14 protein-coding genes and 3 pseudogenes are annotated in these 18,426 nt (G+C 38.3%); 14 read left to right on the top strand and 3 right to left on the bottom strand.

Annotated elements, in window-relative coordinates:
* Nucleotides 1-25 precede the first annotated feature (25 nt).
* The 3 genes and pseudogenes from LFLEISCH_RS06190 to psiE all read right to left on the bottom strand — a co-directional run bounded on the left by LFLEISCH_RS06190 (nt 26) and on the right by psiE (nt 3,924).
* A complete protein-coding gene (locus tag LFLEISCH_RS06190; protein WP_040504781.1) occupies nt 26-2,308 on the bottom strand; it encodes a glycosyl hydrolase family 18 protein in 2,283 nt (760 codons plus the stop codon).
* 234 nt (nt 2,309-2,542) lie between these two features.
* Nucleotides 2,543-3,455, bottom strand: a pseudogene (locus LFLEISCH_RS06185) (AEC family transporter).
* A 58-nt stretch (nt 3,456-3,513) separates the two neighbouring features.
* Nucleotides 3,514-3,924, bottom strand: a complete 411-nt coding sequence (psiE, locus tag LFLEISCH_RS06180; RefSeq protein WP_007474257.1) for a phosphate-starvation-inducible protein PsiE — start codon at nt 3,922-3,924, stop codon at nt 3,514-3,516.
* A 120-nt stretch (nt 3,925-4,044) separates the two neighbouring features.
* Between psiE and LFLEISCH_RS06170 the strand changes: the two are divergent.
* The 14 genes and pseudogenes from LFLEISCH_RS06170 (at nt 4,045) to LFLEISCH_RS06105 (ending at nt 18,326) form a co-directional block, all read left to right on the top strand.
* Nucleotides 4,045-5,768, top strand: a pseudogene (locus LFLEISCH_RS06170) (ABC transporter ATP-binding protein).
* 361 nt (nt 5,769-6,129) lie between these two features.
* Nucleotides 6,130-8,779, top strand: a pseudogene (locus LFLEISCH_RS06165) (cation-translocating P-type ATPase).
* A 150-nt stretch (nt 8,780-8,929) separates the two neighbouring features.
* Entirely contained in the window at nt 8,930-9,268 is a 339-nt protein-coding gene (locus LFLEISCH_RS06160) for a hypothetical protein (protein WP_007474253.1), read from the top strand.
* 89 nt (nt 9,269-9,357) lie between these two features.
* Nucleotides 9,358-9,735: a RidA family protein gene (locus tag LFLEISCH_RS06155; RefSeq protein WP_040504780.1), complete on the top strand. Its 378-nt coding sequence runs from the start codon at nt 9,358-9,360 to the stop codon at nt 9,733-9,735.
* A gap of 253 nt (nt 9,736-9,988) precedes the next feature.
* Nucleotides 9,989-11,407 carry an amino acid ABC transporter substrate-binding protein/permease gene (locus tag LFLEISCH_RS06150; RefSeq protein ID WP_007474250.1) on the top strand — a complete coding sequence of 473 codons (1,419 nt, stop codon included), beginning with the start codon at nt 9,989-9,991 and terminating at the stop codon, nt 11,405-11,407.
* The gene (locus LFLEISCH_RS06145) at nt 11,404-12,132 is read left to right on the top strand and encodes an amino acid ABC transporter ATP-binding protein (protein ID WP_007474248.1); all 729 of its coding nucleotides are present in this window, start codon (nt 11,404-11,406) and stop codon (nt 12,130-12,132) included. Before LFLEISCH_RS06150 ends, LFLEISCH_RS06145 begins: the two co-directional genes overlap by 4 nt.
* A gap of 227 nt (nt 12,133-12,359) precedes the next feature.
* Nucleotides 12,360-12,506 (top strand): Lmo0850 family protein, encoded by a 147-nt coding sequence (locus LFLEISCH_RS15380; protein WP_007474246.1) that lies wholly within the window; start codon nt 12,360-12,362, stop codon nt 12,504-12,506.
* A 168-nt stretch (nt 12,507-12,674) separates the two neighbouring features.
* A complete protein-coding gene (locus tag LFLEISCH_RS06135) occupies nt 12,675-13,445 on the top strand; it encodes a hypothetical protein (RefSeq protein ID WP_007474245.1) in 771 nt (256 codons plus the stop codon).
* A gap of 71 nt (nt 13,446-13,516) precedes the next feature.
* Nucleotides 13,517-14,074, top strand: coding sequence for a TetR/AcrR family transcriptional regulator (locus LFLEISCH_RS06130; RefSeq protein ID WP_007474243.1), 558 nt, complete (start codon nt 13,517-13,519; stop codon nt 14,072-14,074).
* Between the two features lie 13 nt (nt 14,075-14,087).
* Nucleotides 14,088-14,417: a DMT family transporter gene (locus LFLEISCH_RS06125; RefSeq protein WP_007474241.1), complete on the top strand. Its 330-nt coding sequence runs from the start codon at nt 14,088-14,090 to the stop codon at nt 14,415-14,417.
* Nucleotide 14,418: 1 nt separating this feature from the next.
* Nucleotides 14,419-14,739, top strand: a complete 321-nt coding sequence (locus tag LFLEISCH_RS06120; protein ID WP_007474238.1) for a DMT family transporter — start codon at nt 14,419-14,421, stop codon at nt 14,737-14,739.
* A gap of 312 nt (nt 14,740-15,051) precedes the next feature.
* Entirely contained in the window at nt 15,052-16,164 is a 1,113-nt protein-coding gene (locus tag LFLEISCH_RS06115) for a D-alanine--D-alanine ligase (RefSeq protein ID WP_007474236.1), read from the top strand.
* Nucleotides 16,165-16,223: 59 nt separating this feature from the next.
* Entirely contained in the window at nt 16,224-17,600 is a 1,377-nt protein-coding gene (locus LFLEISCH_RS06110; protein ID WP_007474234.1) for a UDP-N-acetylmuramoyl-tripeptide--D-alanyl-D-alanine ligase, read from the top strand.
* A gap of 33 nt (nt 17,601-17,633) precedes the next feature.
* On the top strand, nt 17,634-18,326 hold the full coding sequence (locus tag LFLEISCH_RS06105) for an alpha/beta hydrolase (RefSeq protein ID WP_007474232.1): 693 nt from the start codon (nt 17,634-17,636) through the stop codon (nt 18,324-18,326).
* Nucleotides 18,327-18,426 lie beyond the last annotated feature (100 nt).

Here is an 18,426-nt window from a genome sequence, read left to right as displayed (position 1 = left end):
TCCAGTTCGGACCGCTTTTTTCAGTTTAACTTATTAATTCCCAAGGCCCCCATTGCTCGGTTCCTGGAATATTTCCTTGTGTCCACCATTTTGCTTTATATGTTTTGCCCTCATAAGTCACAATGTCCCCACCGCTATAGGCTGTGCTTGCGTTCCAAGTATTTGATTCAGGCGGTGTTGTCTGTGAACTCGTTTTAACTGAAAGGGCTGTACTTGAATTTGAAAGGTTTCCTGCAGCGTCATAAGCTTTTACTTTGTATGAATAAGTTGTATCTGCTGTCAAGTTGCTATCATTAAAGCTCGGTGTGGCCACTGTGCCAACTAAAACATCATTTCGGAATACTTGGTAGCCAGCTACTTTCGTATTATCGGTAGAAGCGTTCCAAGTAAGTGTCAATGTTTTATCGGTTACATTTGAAGCAGTCACATTAGTTGGGACAGTTGGCGCTGTTGTATCAGAAGGATCTGGATTAATCGCGCCTCCGCCAAATACGGTTTGACGACTGAATTCAGCCCCCGTTTTAGACATGCGTTGTGTTAAATCGATGCGAGAAATCCGGTTTACATCAACGGATGATGCGCTAGATTTCAGGCGGAACGAATACGATGCCCCTTGCGGAATTTGTTGCCCGTCATAAACGGAAGCGAGGTCTACTGTCACATATCCATTTCCGGTTTGAACTGTACCTGCTTTATAATCGCCTGCTGTGAGCGTTTCGTTTGCACTAACTGGAATATAAAATTTAGGTAATTTTACAGTTTCCTGCGCAAACTCGATAGATTTTAAAACATCGTTTGTTTCATCAGCTTTTTCATTGTTTTTAACTGTGATTTCATAGCCCACGCCGTTTTCACTATAAGGAGTAACGCTTACAGTTAAGTTTAAATCTGAATAAACGGTTTGATTTGATGGAAGAGAAGTGCTTCCAAACAAACCCGTTTTAATCGCATTTGTCAGCTCATCTCGTTTAGTAGAAGTCGTTGCTTTGTCTTGCGATTGGGACCAAGAAATAACGCCGCCAAGCCCTTTTTCTTTCACATAATTTGTTTTATAGCCAATAGAACGAACATTATCATAAGTATAAAATTCGCCTGTTGTTTTACTGTACATATATGGCGCTTTTGCTACATCATCAAAGTATTCAACAAGATCAGGTGATTTTGTCTTCAATTGATCAAGTAAACGATACGGCCATACACCGCCAGCACGACCACCGTCACCAACTGTTAACGGGCTTGCATTAGGCGCACCGTAAGTTGGACTTTGATCGGCATCTTTATTATTTTTTTCAGCAGGTTGGAACAGGCCTGGGTGAAGTGGGTCTTGCCCGGCAGCTACTTTATTCCAACCGCGTGTGTAGAATGCTGCACCAATGACAATTTTATCAGAAGGCACCCCTTGATTTTTCAAATAAGTAACCGTTTGATCAACAGAAAATCCACTCGAATAATTGGGATCAGCCGGATTTCCGTAAAGGGCAGTCTGATGAGCGCTATTTGGTGTCCAAGCACCGTTCATATCATAAGTCATCATATTAGCAAAATCGACAATTTGGAATAGTTTTACTGTATCAATTCCATTTTGAAGAGTAGCTTGTGAAGCCGGAAGGGCTACCGATAGTTCATATTTTTTGTTTAAATCGGTGCCTTGTTTATCAATCGCTGTCCGGATGTCACTTAGTAATGTGATGAAGTTTTCTTTGTCAGCAGGTGTTGCTTTAGGTGTTCCTTCATCATTTTTATTATCAACTAAATCTGCTTGTCGAACAGAAGCAGGGTATTCCCAGTCTAAATCTACAAAATCCATGTTGGTGTATCGAATGAATTTGGTAATATTTTTTACAAAATTAGCCCGTTTTGTTGGATTAGCAGCCACTTCGGAAAAGTCGCCTGATTTCGACCATCCTCCAATAGAAACGCCGATTTTTAAATTAGGATTTTTTGCTCGTAAATCTTGAACAGCATTTAAAATGCCAGAACTTGCGCTATTCCACTGAACCCCGTCTTGTCCAACAGGAGCGCCAACTGCTGCATCTTTATCGGTGAATTTTAAATCACCATTGCTATCAAAATCAAGAAAAGCAAAATTTAAATGGGTCAATTTATCTGCCGGAATATCTTTTGGATAAAAATTGCCTTCTCCTCCCCAGATCGACCAATCTCCGTAATACATAACATTCCGATATTTCGTCGTTTCTGCTGCTTGAACACTTTTTTCTGGTAAGTTCACTTGTGTAATGGCAAAACCAGATAAAACGAGCGCAGCAATCGAAATCATACTAAAAATTTTCTTTTTCAACTTCTTCAAAACTCTCACCCCGATTTTTTATTTTTTAAGAATTTTGTCTAAAAGTATCTGTCATCTCTTATGTCAGAATTCGCTAGCCAATCTCCCTCCCTTTTTTGCATTTTGAATTCATGACTTTCGAATAAGATGCAAGTTCTATGCCAATTTGAAAGCGCTAACATAACGGATTAAAATTACACACGTTTATAGCATTACTGTGTAAACGTGTACACAGATGTCAGAAAACGTTAAAAATTATACAACGAAATGAACGAGCGCTAAAACAATTGGGAGGGTGATAATACTTAGGACAGTGCTTATAAACGTGGCGCTTGAAACTAAATCGGGTTTCGTATCAAATTGAACAGCCATAAGAGTCGTGTTCGCAGCAGTAGGCATAGCCGCAAGTAAAATCATAATTTGCTTTGTCATCGTATCAACAGGGAGAAAAAAAGCAATTCCAAAACGCAATAATAGGTGAGAGCAATAAGCGAATAATGAGTGCAAAGCCCACTTTTAAAAGCTCAATCCTACGAAAAGAAATAACCGCAAGTTGCATCCCTAGAACAATCATAATCGTTGGAATAGCCGCATTTCCTACAAGATTAATACAGGTTAAAAGGGGAGCGGGAATCGAGACATGAAGAAGCTGCAACGTAAGGCCAAGAAGCGCTCCGTATGCAATGGGCATACGAACAACGCGTTTTAGAACCACTTTATACCCACCAGCGTCTGAACTCCCTTTTGCCGCATAATAAATGCCAATAGTACTCATTGCAAGTTGCTGTAAAACCATTAAAATGACAGCGATATTCAGGCCCGTGCTGCCAAAAACAAGTAACACGACAGGTGTCCCGTAATTACCGTTATTCATAAACGCACTTGCTAAAATAAGCGCGCACCGGTCGCGAAGAGAGTAACCCATTATTTTAGCCACTAATGTAATGATAAGAATTAAGGCAAGACAAAGGACGAAAATATAGACGGCTAAGTAGACGTAGTCCATTGTAATAGGGTTTTTATAAAAAGTCCCAAGAGCTAAAAAAGGTGACATCAAATAAAGTGTGAGTTTAGAAAGGTTCGGAATGTCAAAATGCAGTAATTTTTGACCTACAAAACCAATCGCAAAAATTCCGAATACGGGAAGTAAAATAAGGATAAATGACATAAGTTGCGCCTCTTTCTATGTAAAATTAAAAAGCGCCTAGTTTTGAGGCGCAAAAAGTTCATTCTCGTTTTAATAATTTTGTATTCGCCAAGTAAAGGGCAGCGACCAGCAATAAAATCGCTCCTGCTAATACAAATGTGGCAAGGGCGTCTGAATGATCCACAATAATAAGACGAACAATGGCTGTAATCCCAATATAAATAAAATAGCGTAGCGGGAAATGATAGCCAGTTTGGAAATATTTAATAATAAGTGCAATAAACTCAAAATATAGGAAGAAAATTAAAATTTCTTCTGTCATTTTATAATAGGCGGAGCTTGAGTGTGTAGTAAAAAGATTGTTAAAAATCAGCCAGGCTTCACTAAATAAAAAGACGACGAGCGTAATGCCGACAACAATCAGCGCCAAATTTAACATCGCTTGCAAAAAAATGGGCACATAATGGTTTATTTTTTCTAAAAATTTCATAATCCACCTCCTGTTCTTTAGTTTACCAAATGCGGTGCCTCTTGACTAGTACGCTGTCCGTAAGCTTGTTTTTCGCATTTTAATCCCGTATAATGTGTTTTTGTGGAAAGGGGAGTTTTCATGGTTAAGCGTTTTTTTAGTTACTATAAGCCGTATAAAAAATTATTCGCGCTCGATTTTGGTTGTGCAGTGATTGCCGCGCTTTTGGAATTAGCTTTTCCACTTGCGGTCAATTACGTCATTGACAAATTGCTGCCAGGTAAAGACTTTTCAATGATTATAACAGCTTCGCTCGCCTTATTATTTTTTTACTTTTTTAAATACATTTATGCAATATATTGTCACGTATTTTGGCCACATGCTTGGTCTAAATATTGAAACGGATATGCGCCGGGATTTATATAAGCAACTTCAAAAACAACCGTTTGGATTTTATGACAATCAAAAAACGGGGAAATTGATGTCTCGCATGACCACTGATTTATTTGAAATTGGAGAAGTCGCCCATCACGGGCCGGAAGATATTTTTATTTCCGTCATGTCACTTTTTGGTGCTTTTTTCATTATGTTAACCATCAATGTAAAGCTTGCGGTCGCGACTTTTGTGCTCGTACCGATTTTAACTGTTTTGATTGTTTTCTTTAATAAAAAAATGACGAAAGTGAATTCACAAATTTTTAAAACGCTAGGGACTTTTAATGCGGGCGTTGAAAATGCGATTAGCGGGGTACGTGTCGTGCAGGCTTTCGCTAATGAGGAGCATGAGCGAGAGCGTTTTGCGGGATTGAATGGGGCGTATCGCCAAGCCAAATTAATGTTTTATAGAGTGATGGGATTAAGTTTTTCTTTTAATTACTTTTTAATGAGACTCATTACGTTATTCGCTTTATTATTTGGGGCCTATTTTACGATTCAAGACCAAATGACATACGGACAATTTGTTAGCTTTATTTTGCTTACGAATGTTTTTATCCGACCGATTGAGAAAATTAATGCTGTTATTGAAAGCTATCCAAAGGGTATTGCTGGCTTTAAACGTTTCTTAGAAATTATGGATACGAAACCGGATATTGTTGATAAAAAAGATGCAAAAGAAGCGCCTGTTTTTCGAGGAGATATCCGCTATCAAAATGTTTCGTTTCATTATAAAACATCACGAAATGTATTAACAAATATCGATTTGAGTATTCAAGCGGGGGAAACGGTCGCTTTTGTTGGACCAAGTGGGGCGGGTAAAACCACTATTTGTAATTTGCTTCCTCGTTTTTATGAGCCAACAAACGGTACTATCACAATTGATAATCATGATATAAAAGACTTAACGCTTGCTTCTCTTCGTGAACAAATTGGTGTTGTGCAACAGGATGTTTTTTTTGTTTTCAGGTTCTGTGCGAGAGAATATTGCTTACGGAAAATTAAATGCTACGGATGAAGAAATTTACGATGTGATTCGATTAGCGAATTTAGAAGATGTGGTTCGAAATATGGAAGCTGGTCTTGATACGATTATTGGAGAACGCGGTGTTAAGCTGTCCGGCGGTCAAAAACAGCGTCTTGCGATTGCGCGTATGTTTCTTAAGAATCCACCTATTTTAATTTTAGATGAGGCAACCTCAGCTTTAGACACAGAGACAGAAAGAGTGATTCAAGAGTCGCTTGATAAACTGGCAGATGGGAGGACAACGCTAATTATTGCACATCGCCTTGCAACCATTCAGCATGCGGACCGGATTATTGTTGTAAATGAAGAGGGGATTAAGGAACAAGGCAGTCATACGGAACTTTTACAACAAGATGGGGTGTATAAGCGTCTTTATGAAGCTCAATTTGGAAGAAATATGTAAAAGAGAGAGTGATTTCTCTCTCAGACTGCTGACAAACGGCGATCTTCGTCGTTAGTGCCTCCGTTCCGGTGCTCTCGTACTCAAGTACGCTCCGCTCCGGTACTCGGCACTGCCTAGAATCTCACCATTTTGTCAGCAGTCTGATTTTGGTTGGATGAAGACGTTTTGTTTTTGCTTGTTAACTTTTGAAGTTTTTTCTACAAGACTGAGAGAGAGAGTGATTTCTCTTCTTTTTTTCATGCTTGGAATTGTAAATTTTCGGGTAAATAATGTTAAGATTTTGTAAATCGTGAGAAATGTTACATAGTGAACTGATATACTTGAAAGGTATAGCTAAATTGGAAGGAGCTGTTTTTTATCTGTGGAATTTTATCGTGAGGAAGTGGATGCTACATTAAAGGCATTAGATGCAACAGACAAAGGCTTAACAAGTCCTTCCGTCAAAAGTCGTCAAGAGAAATATGGGTTAAATGAATTAAAGCAAAAGGAAAAAGATCCCATCTGGAAACTTTTTTTAGAAACTTTTAAGGATCCGATGGTCATCGTTTTGGTTGCCGCCGCACTCGTGCAACTTGTTTTAGGTGAAATCATTGAATCCCTCATCATCTTTGTTGTTTTAATTGTTAATTCTATTATTAGTGTGGTGCAAACGAGGAAAGCAGAAAGCTCGCTTGATGCGCTACGTGAAATGTCTGCACCATCAGCAAAAGTAATTCGAGATGGCGAAAAACAAACCATCCATGCCAATGAATTAGTCCCGGGTGACATTGTTTTACTTGATGCAGGAGATTTTATACCGGCTGATGGTAGGTTGCTTGAAAGTGGGACTTTAAAAGTAGATGAAGGCATGCTAACTGGGGAATCGGAAACGGTTGAAAAGTCTGTTGATGTCATTCCGGAAAAAGTGGGACTAGGCGACCGTGTCAACATGGTTTTTAGTGGCTCGTTAGTAGCTTATGGGCGCGGGCTTTTCGTTGTTACTGGTACGGGGAGTCAAACGGAGATAGGTAAAATTGCTGGGTTGCTGGAAACAGCTGAAGCGAAACAAACCCCATTACAGCAAAAATTAGAAAGTTTTAGTAAAAAGCTAGGGTTTGCGATTTTAGCGCTTTGTATTCTGATTTTTGCCGTAGAGGCTTCCCGCGTCTTTTTTTGGGGGTAGCGAAGGTGTCGATTTTACGCAGGCGATTTTAAATGCCTTCATGTTTGCCGTTGCGGTTGCGGTGGCTGCGATTCCGGAAGCTCTTTCTTCTATTGTAACGATTGTGCTGGCGGTTGGGACGAATAAAATGGCGAAACAACATGCCATCATTCGGAAGTTGCCCGCTGTTGAAACTTTAGGCTCGACAAGTGTCATATGTACGGATAAAACGGGGACTTTGACGCAAAATAAAATGACGGTTGTCGATTACTTTTTACCCGATGGCACGAAAGAAAATTTTCCTGATAATCCTGAAAATTGGACGGAGGGGGAGAGACGCCTCATTTATATTGCTGTTTTATGTAATGACTCAAATATTAATGAGGAGGGCTTGGAACTCGGGGATCCGACTGAAGTGGCATTAATTGCGTTTAGTAATCGAAAAAATAAAAACTATAATGAAATTCGCGATGCTTTTATTCGGGAAGGCGAAATTCCGTTTGATTCGGATCGGAAATTAATGTCAACGGTTCATACATTTGACGGGAAAAAGGCGATGCTTACAAAAGGCGGGCCTGATGTTATGTTCAGCCGTGCGAAATATGTTTACAAAGACGGCGAAGAAGTGGAAATGACGGAAGAGATGCTAACGGAGCTACAAAACGTCAATGAGGAATTTTCTAATCAAGCTTTGCGTGTTCTGGCATATGGCTACAAGCGTTTAGACAGTAATCAAGTAGATATTTCGACTGCGGATGAGCATGATATTGTCTTAGTTGGCTTAACGGCGATGATTGATCCTCCTCGTGAAGCGGTTTATGGCTCGATTGAGGAGGCCAAAAAAGCAGGCATTCGGACGGTTATGATTACGGGTGACCATAAAACAACAGCGCAAGCGATTGGTCGCGATATTGGCTTGATGGATGAAACAGATTTCGCAGTTACAGGGCAAGAACTTGATGCGATGAGTGAGCCGGAGCTTGAAGAAAAATTAGAACACATTGCGGTTTATGCACGTGTTTCGCCGGAAAATAAAATTCGAATTGTAAAAGCATGGCAGAAGAAAAATAAAATTACAGCTATGACTGGAGACGGAGTGAATGATGCGCCGGCGCTTAAACAGGCGGATATTGGTGTTGCTATGGGTAGCGGAACAGATGTGGCAAAAGATGCTTCGGCGATGATTTTAACGGATGATAATTTTGTTTCTATTGTGGATGCGGTAAGCGTCGGTCGGACTGTTTTTGATAATATAAAAAAAGCGATTGGTTATTTATTTGCGGGTAATTTAGGCGCGATTATTGCGATTTTATTTGCTCTTATTGTAGATTGGATTAATCCGTTCACAGCACTCCAACTTTTATTCATCAACTTAGTAAATGATTCACTTCCTGCGATAGCGCTTGGAATGGAAAAACCAGAACCTGATGTGATGAAACGGAAGCCAAGAAATGTAGAAGAAGGCATTTTTGCTGGTGGTACTATGCAGGCGGTTGTTATTAGGGGAACGCTAATCGGTATTGCGGTTATTATTTCTCAGTATATTGGTTTAGAGCATAGTCCGGAAATGAGTGTTGCGATGGCCTTTACAACGCTTATCTTAGCGCGAACCTTGCAAACTTTTGCGGCTAGATCGAACACTCAAACTGCCTTTGGTGCTGGCTTTTTCAGCAATAAATATGTTCTTTTAGCGGTATCGGTTTGTTTTGTTCTTTATATCCTGACTATATTACCATTTACGCGCGAGATTTTCTCTATTCCTCAAAATTTTGGCTGGAGTGAATGGGGTATTGCAGCCGGGCTTGCTATTGCAGCTGTAATTTTAATGGAAGTTGTCAAACTTGTGTCAAATAAAATGAGACAAGCGTAATAAGTGAGCCAGATGTGCGAACATCTGGCTTTTTTAATACATCCTTTTTATCCCTTTTATCGCCATAACGTTCATGAAACTGTCACAGATTTTGCAAGTGTTTCGTGGTAGACTTATATTGTGGAAGATTAAACATAGGGGGTAGGGTTTGTGTATAGAGATAAAATGTCCATCATACTAAGTAGAGAAGAAGAACTACAAAAGGCATTGCAGCATATTAGAGATGAACAAGCTAAAATGATGTTACTTCTTAAAAACCCAAGTGGCAACGAATATCATCAAGAGAGCTGTTCAAACGAATATTCTGAAACGGGCGAGTTGCAAAAACTCATTCATCAATTAAGGTCTGAAAGTCTCGATAATTTAGAAGAGCAAATTAAACGCTGTATGATAACGTGTCAAGAGCAGCTTTTAGTGGAAGAAGAGGAGATTGGACGGAAATTATATCAGGTTCAATGCGAAAAAAAACAACTCTTTTCAGCCACATAAGTATATGGATTTCGAAAAATTAGAAAATAAAGTATTGAAAAAGAATTCTAATTGAATTAATATAATAGAAATATGATTTTTGGAGGGTTATGATGAAAGAAAAAGTACATAGTGATAAAGCACCTCAAGCAATTGGACCGTATTCTCACGCAGTGAAAGCAAGTGGTTTTGTTTTTACTTCCGGTCAAATTGGCGTAAATCCAGAAACGGGTGAGTTACAAGAAGGAATTGCTAACCAAACGAAACAAGTCTTTCAAAACCTTCATAATGTGCTGGAAGAAGCAGGGTCAAGTCTTGAAAAGGCGGTTAAATTGACGGTTTTTCTAAAAGATTTACAAGATTTTAAAGAAGTGAATGAAATTTATGCGACGTATTTTACGGGTGTTTTTCCAGCTAGAAGTGCTTTTCAAGTAGCCGCTTTACCAATGAATGCTCTTGTGGAAATTGAAGTCGTAGCAGAAGTATAAAAATATAAAAAGTTGTCCTTTCTTATGTGAGGTGCAACTTTTTTTATTTGCTTTAAATAAACAGTTTAGTTGTCTTGTTTTTGGGGAGAAAAAGTAATGATATAAAACCTAACATTGATGTGTCATATGAAAAAACTTATCGTAAATAAATATGGTCAATAACGTTCCCTTATGGTAAAATGCTAAAAGTGAAAAGTTTTTCAACAAGTTTAAAGCTTCCATAGTTATTTGTTCATACATAAGGGAGGATACAATGAAACGATTTAAATGTCTATTACCTATTCTATTCGTATTTGCATTTATTTTTACAGGCTTTCTAACACCTGCACATGCAGCGGATGTCGATTATGAAATTGCAACGGACGAAACTTTCGCGCCGTTTGAGTTCCAAAATAAAAAAGGTGAACTTATCGGAATTGATATGGACATCTTAAAAGCCATCGCAAAAGATCAAGGTTTTACCTATACGGTTAAACCGATGGGCTTTAATGCAGCGGTTCAAGCGCTTGAAGGAAACCAAGTTGATGGTGTAATTGCCGGAATGAGTATCACGGATGAACGTAAAAAGAAATTTGATTTCTCTGATCCGTACTTTGATTCTGGTGTTGTAATGGCTATTAAAAAAGATGATAATGACATCAAATCTTATAAGGATTTAAAAGGGAAAAAAGTTGCGGTTAAAACAGGCACAGAAGGCTATGCTTTTGCTGAAAAAAATAAAGACAAATATGGCTATACCTTAGTCCCTTTTGATGATTCGGCCAGTATGTATGAAGATGTTAAAACGGGCAATTCATCTGCCGCATTCGATGATTATCCTGTATTAGCATATGGCGTAAAAGTCGGAAATGGCCTTAAAATTGTCACGCAAAAAGAAAGCGGAGCACAATACGGCTTTGCTGTTAAGAAAGATCAAAATACAGAACTTCTTGAGAAATTTAATCGAGGTTTAACAAATATTCGAGCAAACGGAACTTATGATGACATTTTAGATCGTTATATTGGTTCTGATGTTGAAAAAGATTCGTTTTGGGACACGCTAGTTGCAAGTGCTCCAGCGCTTCTTCTAGGTCTTTGGAACACTATTAAATTGACCTTTATATCTCTATTTTTCGCCGCAATTTTAGGGCTTGTTTTTGGCTTCTTAAAAGTAAGTCGTAGCACGTTTTTACGCGGTATTGCGACTGTCTATGTGGATATTTTCCGAGGAATTCCGCTTATTGTTTTAGCGTTCTTCATTTATTTCGGGATTCCACAAGCGTTTGGCTTTAAAATGGATCCGAATCTTGCTGCCGTTTTAACACTAAGTTTAAATGCTGGGGCGTATATCACAGAAATTATTCGGGGTGGTATTTTAGCCGTAGATAAGGGACAAATGGAAGCCGCTCGTTCTCTAGGGATTCCTTACGGGAAGTCAATGATGAAAATTATTTTACCTCAAGCCGTTCGTGTTATGGTGCCAAGTTTTATTAATCAATTTGTTATTACGCTTAAAGATACCTCTATCATGAGTGTTATCGGGATTGTTGAACTTACGCAATCAGGTAAAATCATTATCGCGCGTACGTTCGAAACATCTGGCATTTGGCTTGTTGTAGCGATTATGTACCTGATTGTAATCACATTACTTACAAAACTTTCAAACGTGCTTGAAAGGAGACTTTCTAAATGACAAAGTTAAAAATCACAGATTTAAAAAAGAGCTTTGGCCAAAATGAAGTATTAAAAGGCATTGACCTTGAAGTGGCAGAAGGAGAAGTTGTTTGCGTTATTGGTCCTTCTGGTTCTGGAAAAAGTACGTTTTTACGTTGCATGAATCAATTAGAAGAAATTGATAGCGGCCGAGTGATTGTTGATGACTTCGATTTAACAGATAAGCAAACTGACATTAATAAAGTACGTGAGAATATTGGGATGGTTTTTCAACATTTCAACTTATTTCCACATAAAACGGTTCTTGAAAATATTACATTTGCACCTGTAGAATTAAAAAAGAAAACGAAAAGTGAAGCTGAGGCACTAGGTCGAGATTTACTAAAACGTGTTGGTTTAGCGGATAAGGAAACAAGTTACCCGAGCCAATTATCGGGTGGACAGAAGCAACGTGTAGCGATTGCACGAGCGCTTGCGATGAATCCAGATATTATGTTATTTGATGAACCAACTTCAGCGCTTGATCCGGAAATGGTAGGGGAAGTATTAAATGTCATGAAAGACCTTGCGAAAGAGGGAATGACGATGCTTGTTGTTACACATGAAATGGGCTTTGCGCGTGAAGTAGGAGACCGTGTTATCTTTATGGATGGTGGTTATATTGTAGAAGAAGGGCAACCGGAAGAGATTTTCGATGCCCCTAAACATGAACGTACCATTAGTTTTCTTGATAAAGTTTTATAAATAAAGACAGGTTTGGTGTATGCCAGCCTGTTTTTATTTTAAATCTTAATGATAATTTAGCTAGTGAACATTAAAATTCGTTTTTCAATCGCTTTCTTAGAAAAGTGATGCTGTTTTTTGTTATAAATTTAAAAATAGGGCTATTTTTATGTTTACATTTGTGTTAAAGTGAGAATAAAGAGAGAGATATGAATGAAAACTTAATTTTGGGAACGGAGTGGTCATATATGAGAGAAAGCCATGAAGAACTTAATAAAATCATTCGAGATTTAGAACAAAAAGGCATTGTTGTCGAAAAAACGAAATCGCGTACGGATATTTGGAAAGCTTTAAAAGTAAAGCAAATGCCAAATGTTAAACTAGGTTTACGTTAATAAAAAGAGCTTTTTATTCCTTAAATGGTTTAGAAGGCTCTTTTTTATAAATTTGTCATCGTAAAGTAATTTAGTTTTGATTGTATTGTTATACAAATTTGAATGAAATGGTGTATGATAGTTCTATACGGCGAGAATCCGATAAATTGATTAGATGGGGAATAGGCGATGAGAAAAGATACTTTTAATCAAAAATCTGTTTACATACATATGGATAATGTCATCAACAATGTAGTCACGAGTGGCATTACTTTTTGTGATTTCATGCAAGGTGTAACACTTCCGCCTGAAAACATTCTTTTAATTAAGCATCACATAAAAGATTCGTCTTATAATACGCACACAGCGTTTGACTTTTTAGAGGCAAGCGATTTGCAACAATTAAAAACACACCCAGGTTTACAATTAGGTGAATTTTGTTGGATTGATTTTGAAGATATTGATCTTGTCAATCAACTTTCACCTCAAGAAGTTGCTGAAATGCTTTATTTGGCGCACACAGGCAGACATTTACGTTCACCTTTCTATTATAAATTACAAAATAACTTTGTTTATTTAACCAAAAAAGATGGTCGTTATAATAAAACGTATTACCGAAATATGAATCATTTTTATGCTGTTCTAGGCTTTGTTGTTGCCAAAAAGACAGCCGCTATTTTAAATGAAAAAACCTTTTTGTCGCTAAATAAACGCAAATACGTGAAAAGTCCGTCTATGGATTTACTAAAACGTTTTTCAGCTTATTTTAAAGAAGGCGCGTGCATTGCTTTTGCTGCAGCTGAAAAAACGAGAACGCAAATACGCATCCCAGTTGGTGTTCAATTAGATGATGATATCATTGAGCTTGAGCACACGGGAGAAGAGATTGCGTATTCAAAAATTATTGCGCACCTTGTTTATGATTTAAAGAAAAATGAATGGACTTGTTTAGAAAAATAGATTAATGCTTTACTTTTAATCTATTTTTTGTTATCCTAAAACTAACGAACGTTAGTTAAGGAGGCTTTTTTATGTCTAAAGAAAAACTAAAACAAGCTGCACTTCACCTGTTTGCAGAAAAAGGATACGACGGTACAGCGCTTTCTGAAATCGCAAAAGAAGCAGGGATTAAAACACCTTCCATTTATGCGCATTTCGAATCAAAAGAAGCACTTTATATGGCGGTTTATAAAGATGTTATTCAAACGGAAATGAAAAGCTTTAAGGGGCTTAATCGAGATGAATATAAAACGCTGCAAGACTATTTAAAAGCGGTATTTTATGATGCGACGGATTTTGAAACAAGTCCTGAAACAAAAAAATTTTTTCAACGCTCCGTTTATTTCCCGCCCACAAGTCTAAAAGAGCGTTTAATTCAAGAAACGGAAAGCTATGAAGCCCTCACTTTTGAAATGATTGGTTCATTTTTAAATGAAATTCATATGAATCAAGCAGAAAAAGAACGGTGGATTCATGCGTTTTATTGTTTCATTGACGGACTTTCTGTAGAGCATGAATTATATAACAAACTGGAATTTGAGAAGCGACGTAAATCGGCATTTGAAATTTTAAACGGATTAATGGTTTGAGGAGGAAATAAAATTGGCTTGGCTATATCTTGTTTTAGCAGGTTTATCGGAAATTGTTTGGGCTTTTGGCTTAAAAGAATCACATGGTTTTACGATGTTAGGTTGGAGCTTATTAACGGCTCTTTTTCTTATTATTAGTTTTGGTTTGTTTGCAAGGGCGATGCAAGAAATTCCAATTGGGACGGCGTATGCGGTTTTTACTGGCATCGGTGCAGCAGGTACGGCGATTGTTGGAATACTCTTTTTAAACGAAGCGGCAGGTATTTTTAAAATCTTGTCCCTAGTTGTCCTTATTTCGGGCATTATTGGGCTAAAATTAGTGGATGGGAAGGAGGCGAATTAAATTGGCTTGGTTGTTTTTATTTATCGCTGGGATTTGTGAAATGGCATTTGTTGTGACGATGAAACTATCAAACGGATTTAAAAATCTTAAATTTTCAATTTTAACGATTCTTTTTATGGCAATCAGTCTTTTTCTCTTGTCTCATGCGCTAAAAACGATTCCGATTGGTACTGGATACGCGATATGGACGGGAATTGGGGCGGTCGGAAGTGTTATTATGGGAATGATTTTGTTTAAAGAACGTAAAAGTGCGATGAAATTACTTTTTATTAGTATGATTATTGCAGGAGTCATTGGACTTAAGCTTACATCAGGTGTATAAAAAAAGGAGCGATTGCTCCTTTCAGACTGCTGACAAACGGCAATCTTCGTCGTTAGGGCCTCCGTTCCGGTGCTCACGTACTCGAGTACGCTCCGCTCCGGTACTCGCCACTGCCTAGAATCTCACCATTTTTCAGCAGTCCGATTTTGGCGAGGATCGTTTTGTTTTGCGAAAGCTTTGAGTTTTTCTACAAGCTGAAAGGAGCGATTGCTCCTTTTTTATTTTTTTTAAAACTTTATATAGAAATTTCTTTTCTTCTGCTTAAAACATGGTAAAATAGACTACAGAAATCCAAGTTTCGGAGGGGTAGTATTGAAAACAAAATTAATTTTATTATATGGCGGGAAATCAGCCGAACATGAGGTGTCCATTCAGACAGCCTTTTCTGTTATAAATGCGCTTGATTTAAATAAATTTGAAGCCAATCCTGTATACATAACAAACGATGGAAAATGGGTTAGCGGTCCGGAAATTACAGGAAAGTTAGGCTTTAGCGAGCAATTACGCTTTTCACCAGAAGATACTTTGAAGCTTTCTGAAAAAGAAGGAGAAACTTCTACTGGTTATGCAGTAAGTCCTGCTGCCATTTCTGGGGAAACGGAAAACACGGTTGTATTTCCGCTATTACACGGACCAAATGGTGAAGATGGCACGGTGCAAGGTTTGCTAGAAGTTTTAGACTTGCCTTATGTTGGTAACGGTGTTCTTGCTTCCTCTTCTGCGATGGATAAAATTGTGATGAAAAAAATATTTGCAGATGCAGGTATCCCGCAACTTCCAGCTGTAGCCGTTCGTCAAATCGATTGGCGCGAGTTTAAAGAAGAAATGTTAACGGATATGGAAGAAGCACTGGTGTACCCTATGTTTGTTAAGCCAGCTAATTTAGGTTCCAGTGTTGGTATTAGTAAAGCTTCGAATAGAAAAGAGCTTGAAGCGGCTATGGAAGAGGCTTTTTTATATGATCGTCGAGTGGTTGTTGAACAAGGTGTTGTGGCACGCGAGATCGAAATAGCGGTACTGGGAAATGATACGCCTGTGTGCTCCGTCCCTGGCGAAATTTTACCAAAAGGGGCTGATTCTAGCTTCTATGATTATAAAGCCAAGTATCAGGATAATGATACAACGCTTGTGATTCCGGCTGAGGTGACAGATGAGGTTCTCGCTAAACTTAAAGATTTTGCGATTCAAGCCTTTTTAGGTATTGACGGAAGTGGCCTTGTGCGTGCGGACTTTTTTGTCACAGAACAGGAAGACATTTATTTAAACGAAGTGAACACGATGCCAGGATTTACACCTGTCAGTATGTACCCACTTCTTTGGCAGGCGAGTGGCTTACCTTACGATAAATTAATTGAACAACTGGTTGAATTAGCGCTTGAACGCTATGAGACGAAAAGTAAATTGAAACATAGTTTAGAAGATTAAAATAGGAAAAGCAGTTTGACTTTTTGCAAACTGCTTTTTTATAGGAGAAGAGATTCGACATGAAAAAAACAATTGGACAAATTGGAAAACTTATTGAGGTGAAAAAGGATGCTAGTTTTGATGATACACTCATTACGGGCATTTGTTTTGATACGCGTCAGATTAAAAAGGGAGACCTGTTTATTCCGTTTGTAGGGGATACGCGCGATGGGCATACTTTTGTAAAACAAGCCATTGAACTTGGGGCAGCTGCTGCATTTTGGCAAAAAGATGTGCCGCATCCGCCAACTGATTTCCCGATTATGATAGTGGAAGATACGCTTCTTGCGCTTCAAGAGCTTTCAAAGCAATATTTAGCAGAAGTGAAACCTACTGTTATAGCGATTACAGGAAGTAACGGAAAAACGACAACCAAGGATATTGCAAGCGCAACTATCCGTTCGAAATACCGTGTTCATGCGACAAAAGGCAACTTTAATAATCATATTGGTCTGCCCTACACCATTTTAACGATGCCGGAAGATACGGAAGTGGCGATTTTAGAAATGGGCATGAATCACCGCTATGAAATTGAAAAATTATCATTAATTGCAGAACCTGATATGGCGATTATCACCAATATTGGGGAGGCCCATATTGAATATTTAGGTTCAAGGGATGAGATTGCCAAAGCAAAACTTGAAATCACGGCTGGTTTGAAGGAAAATGGACTGCTCATTTACCCGAATGAAGAGGCATTAATTCGGAAGCATTTGGATAAAGAAAGAGGGTATCAGACAGCGACTTTTGGGCGCGAACAAACGGCATCGATTTATCCGCTGTCGATTGATACAAAATCAGATGGAACTTCGTTTACGACAAATTGGGCGGCAGATGTCCCTGTTTTTGTACCTATTATTGGCGAACATAATGTATATAATACAATGGCTGTTATGCTAGCTGCTAAGGCACTTGATATTTCTACTCTTGAAGTTCAGACGGCGCTTAAGTCAATGGAGCGCTCTAAAAGCCGTTTAGAATGGCTGACGGCACCAAATGGTACCAAAATTTTAAATGATGCTTACAATTCGAGTCCAACGGCTTTAAAGGCAGTTTTGAATACGTTTATGCATATGGATTCGGAAGGAAAGGCGAAAAAGATTTTAGTGGCAGATATGCTCGAACTTGGTGAGGATTCGGAACGTTTTCACCGCGAATCAGGCGAAATTTTGCAAAAGGGGAGTATTGATAGCGTTTTTGCTTATGGTGAGGCGATGTCTGCTTTTTGCGAAGCTTGTGCGAGTCAAATTGGTCAAGAAAAAATCCACTATTTTAAAACAAAAGAAGCGCTTCAGGAAGCCATTTTGGCGGATGTTGATGGAAATGAGTGGCTTCTGGTCAAAGGTTCTTATGGAATGGGCTTGAAAGATATCGTGGAAAAACTTATGATAGGGTAATATGTTGTAACTACAAAACAGGAGTTGACAAAAATGGTAGCATGTTTGTGTATCCATAGTTATACGGGGACACCTGATGAAATTATGCCACTTAGTGATTTTTTGAAAAAGCATACGGATTGGGATATCTTAACACCCACTTTTCCCGGACAAAACCGCGCTAACTTTTTAAAAAATGCTACGTTTCTGGATTGGCATGTTTTCATTGAAAGCATTTTGACGCAGTTGCTAAAGGAAGATGATGAAGTGTATATCATTGGCTTTGGTTCTGGTGGCCTTTTAGCGGGCTGGCTCACAAGGCACCATCCGGGCGTTAGAAAGCTTGCTTTACTTAGCACGTCTGCTAATTTTTTAGATTGGCCTGATTTAGTTTCTGAAAAAGAACAAGTTTTAGCTCAAAATGTTAAACCGGAGTCCGTTCTAAGCCGTTATTTTAAACGTTTTAAGGACGTGCCTGATCCGTCTAAATTGCAGCTTGCAAAAATGTTGACACATGCAAAGCCTGTTTTTGAGTACATTGATGTTCCCACTTTTATTGCCCAAGGTATAAAAGATAAAGTAATCCCCGCTGAATCAAGTGTTGCATTTTTGATGGATACGATTAAATCGCAAAAAGAGTTGCTTTACTTAAAGGAATCCGGGCACTATATTTGTGAGGATTCAGAAAGCGAGTTGCTTTTTGAGTCTTTGTTACGCTTTTTACAAAAAGAAAAGGATTTGTTGTGAAACAAGTCCTTTTTTTAGTGGGTACTAAAAGAGTTAAAAAGTAAAATTTATGATTATTTCCGTATATTTGAAGCGCTTTCTATATTTTTATTCGCAAAAT

The sequence above is a fragment of the Listeria fleischmannii subsp. fleischmannii LU2006-1 genome, assembly GCF_000344175.1.
Classification (GTDB): Bacteria; Bacillota; Bacilli; order Lactobacillales; family Listeriaceae; genus Listeria; species Listeria fleischmannii.
Note: the sequence above shows the minus strand (reverse complement) of the source record. Positions and strands in the feature narration are given on the sequence as shown.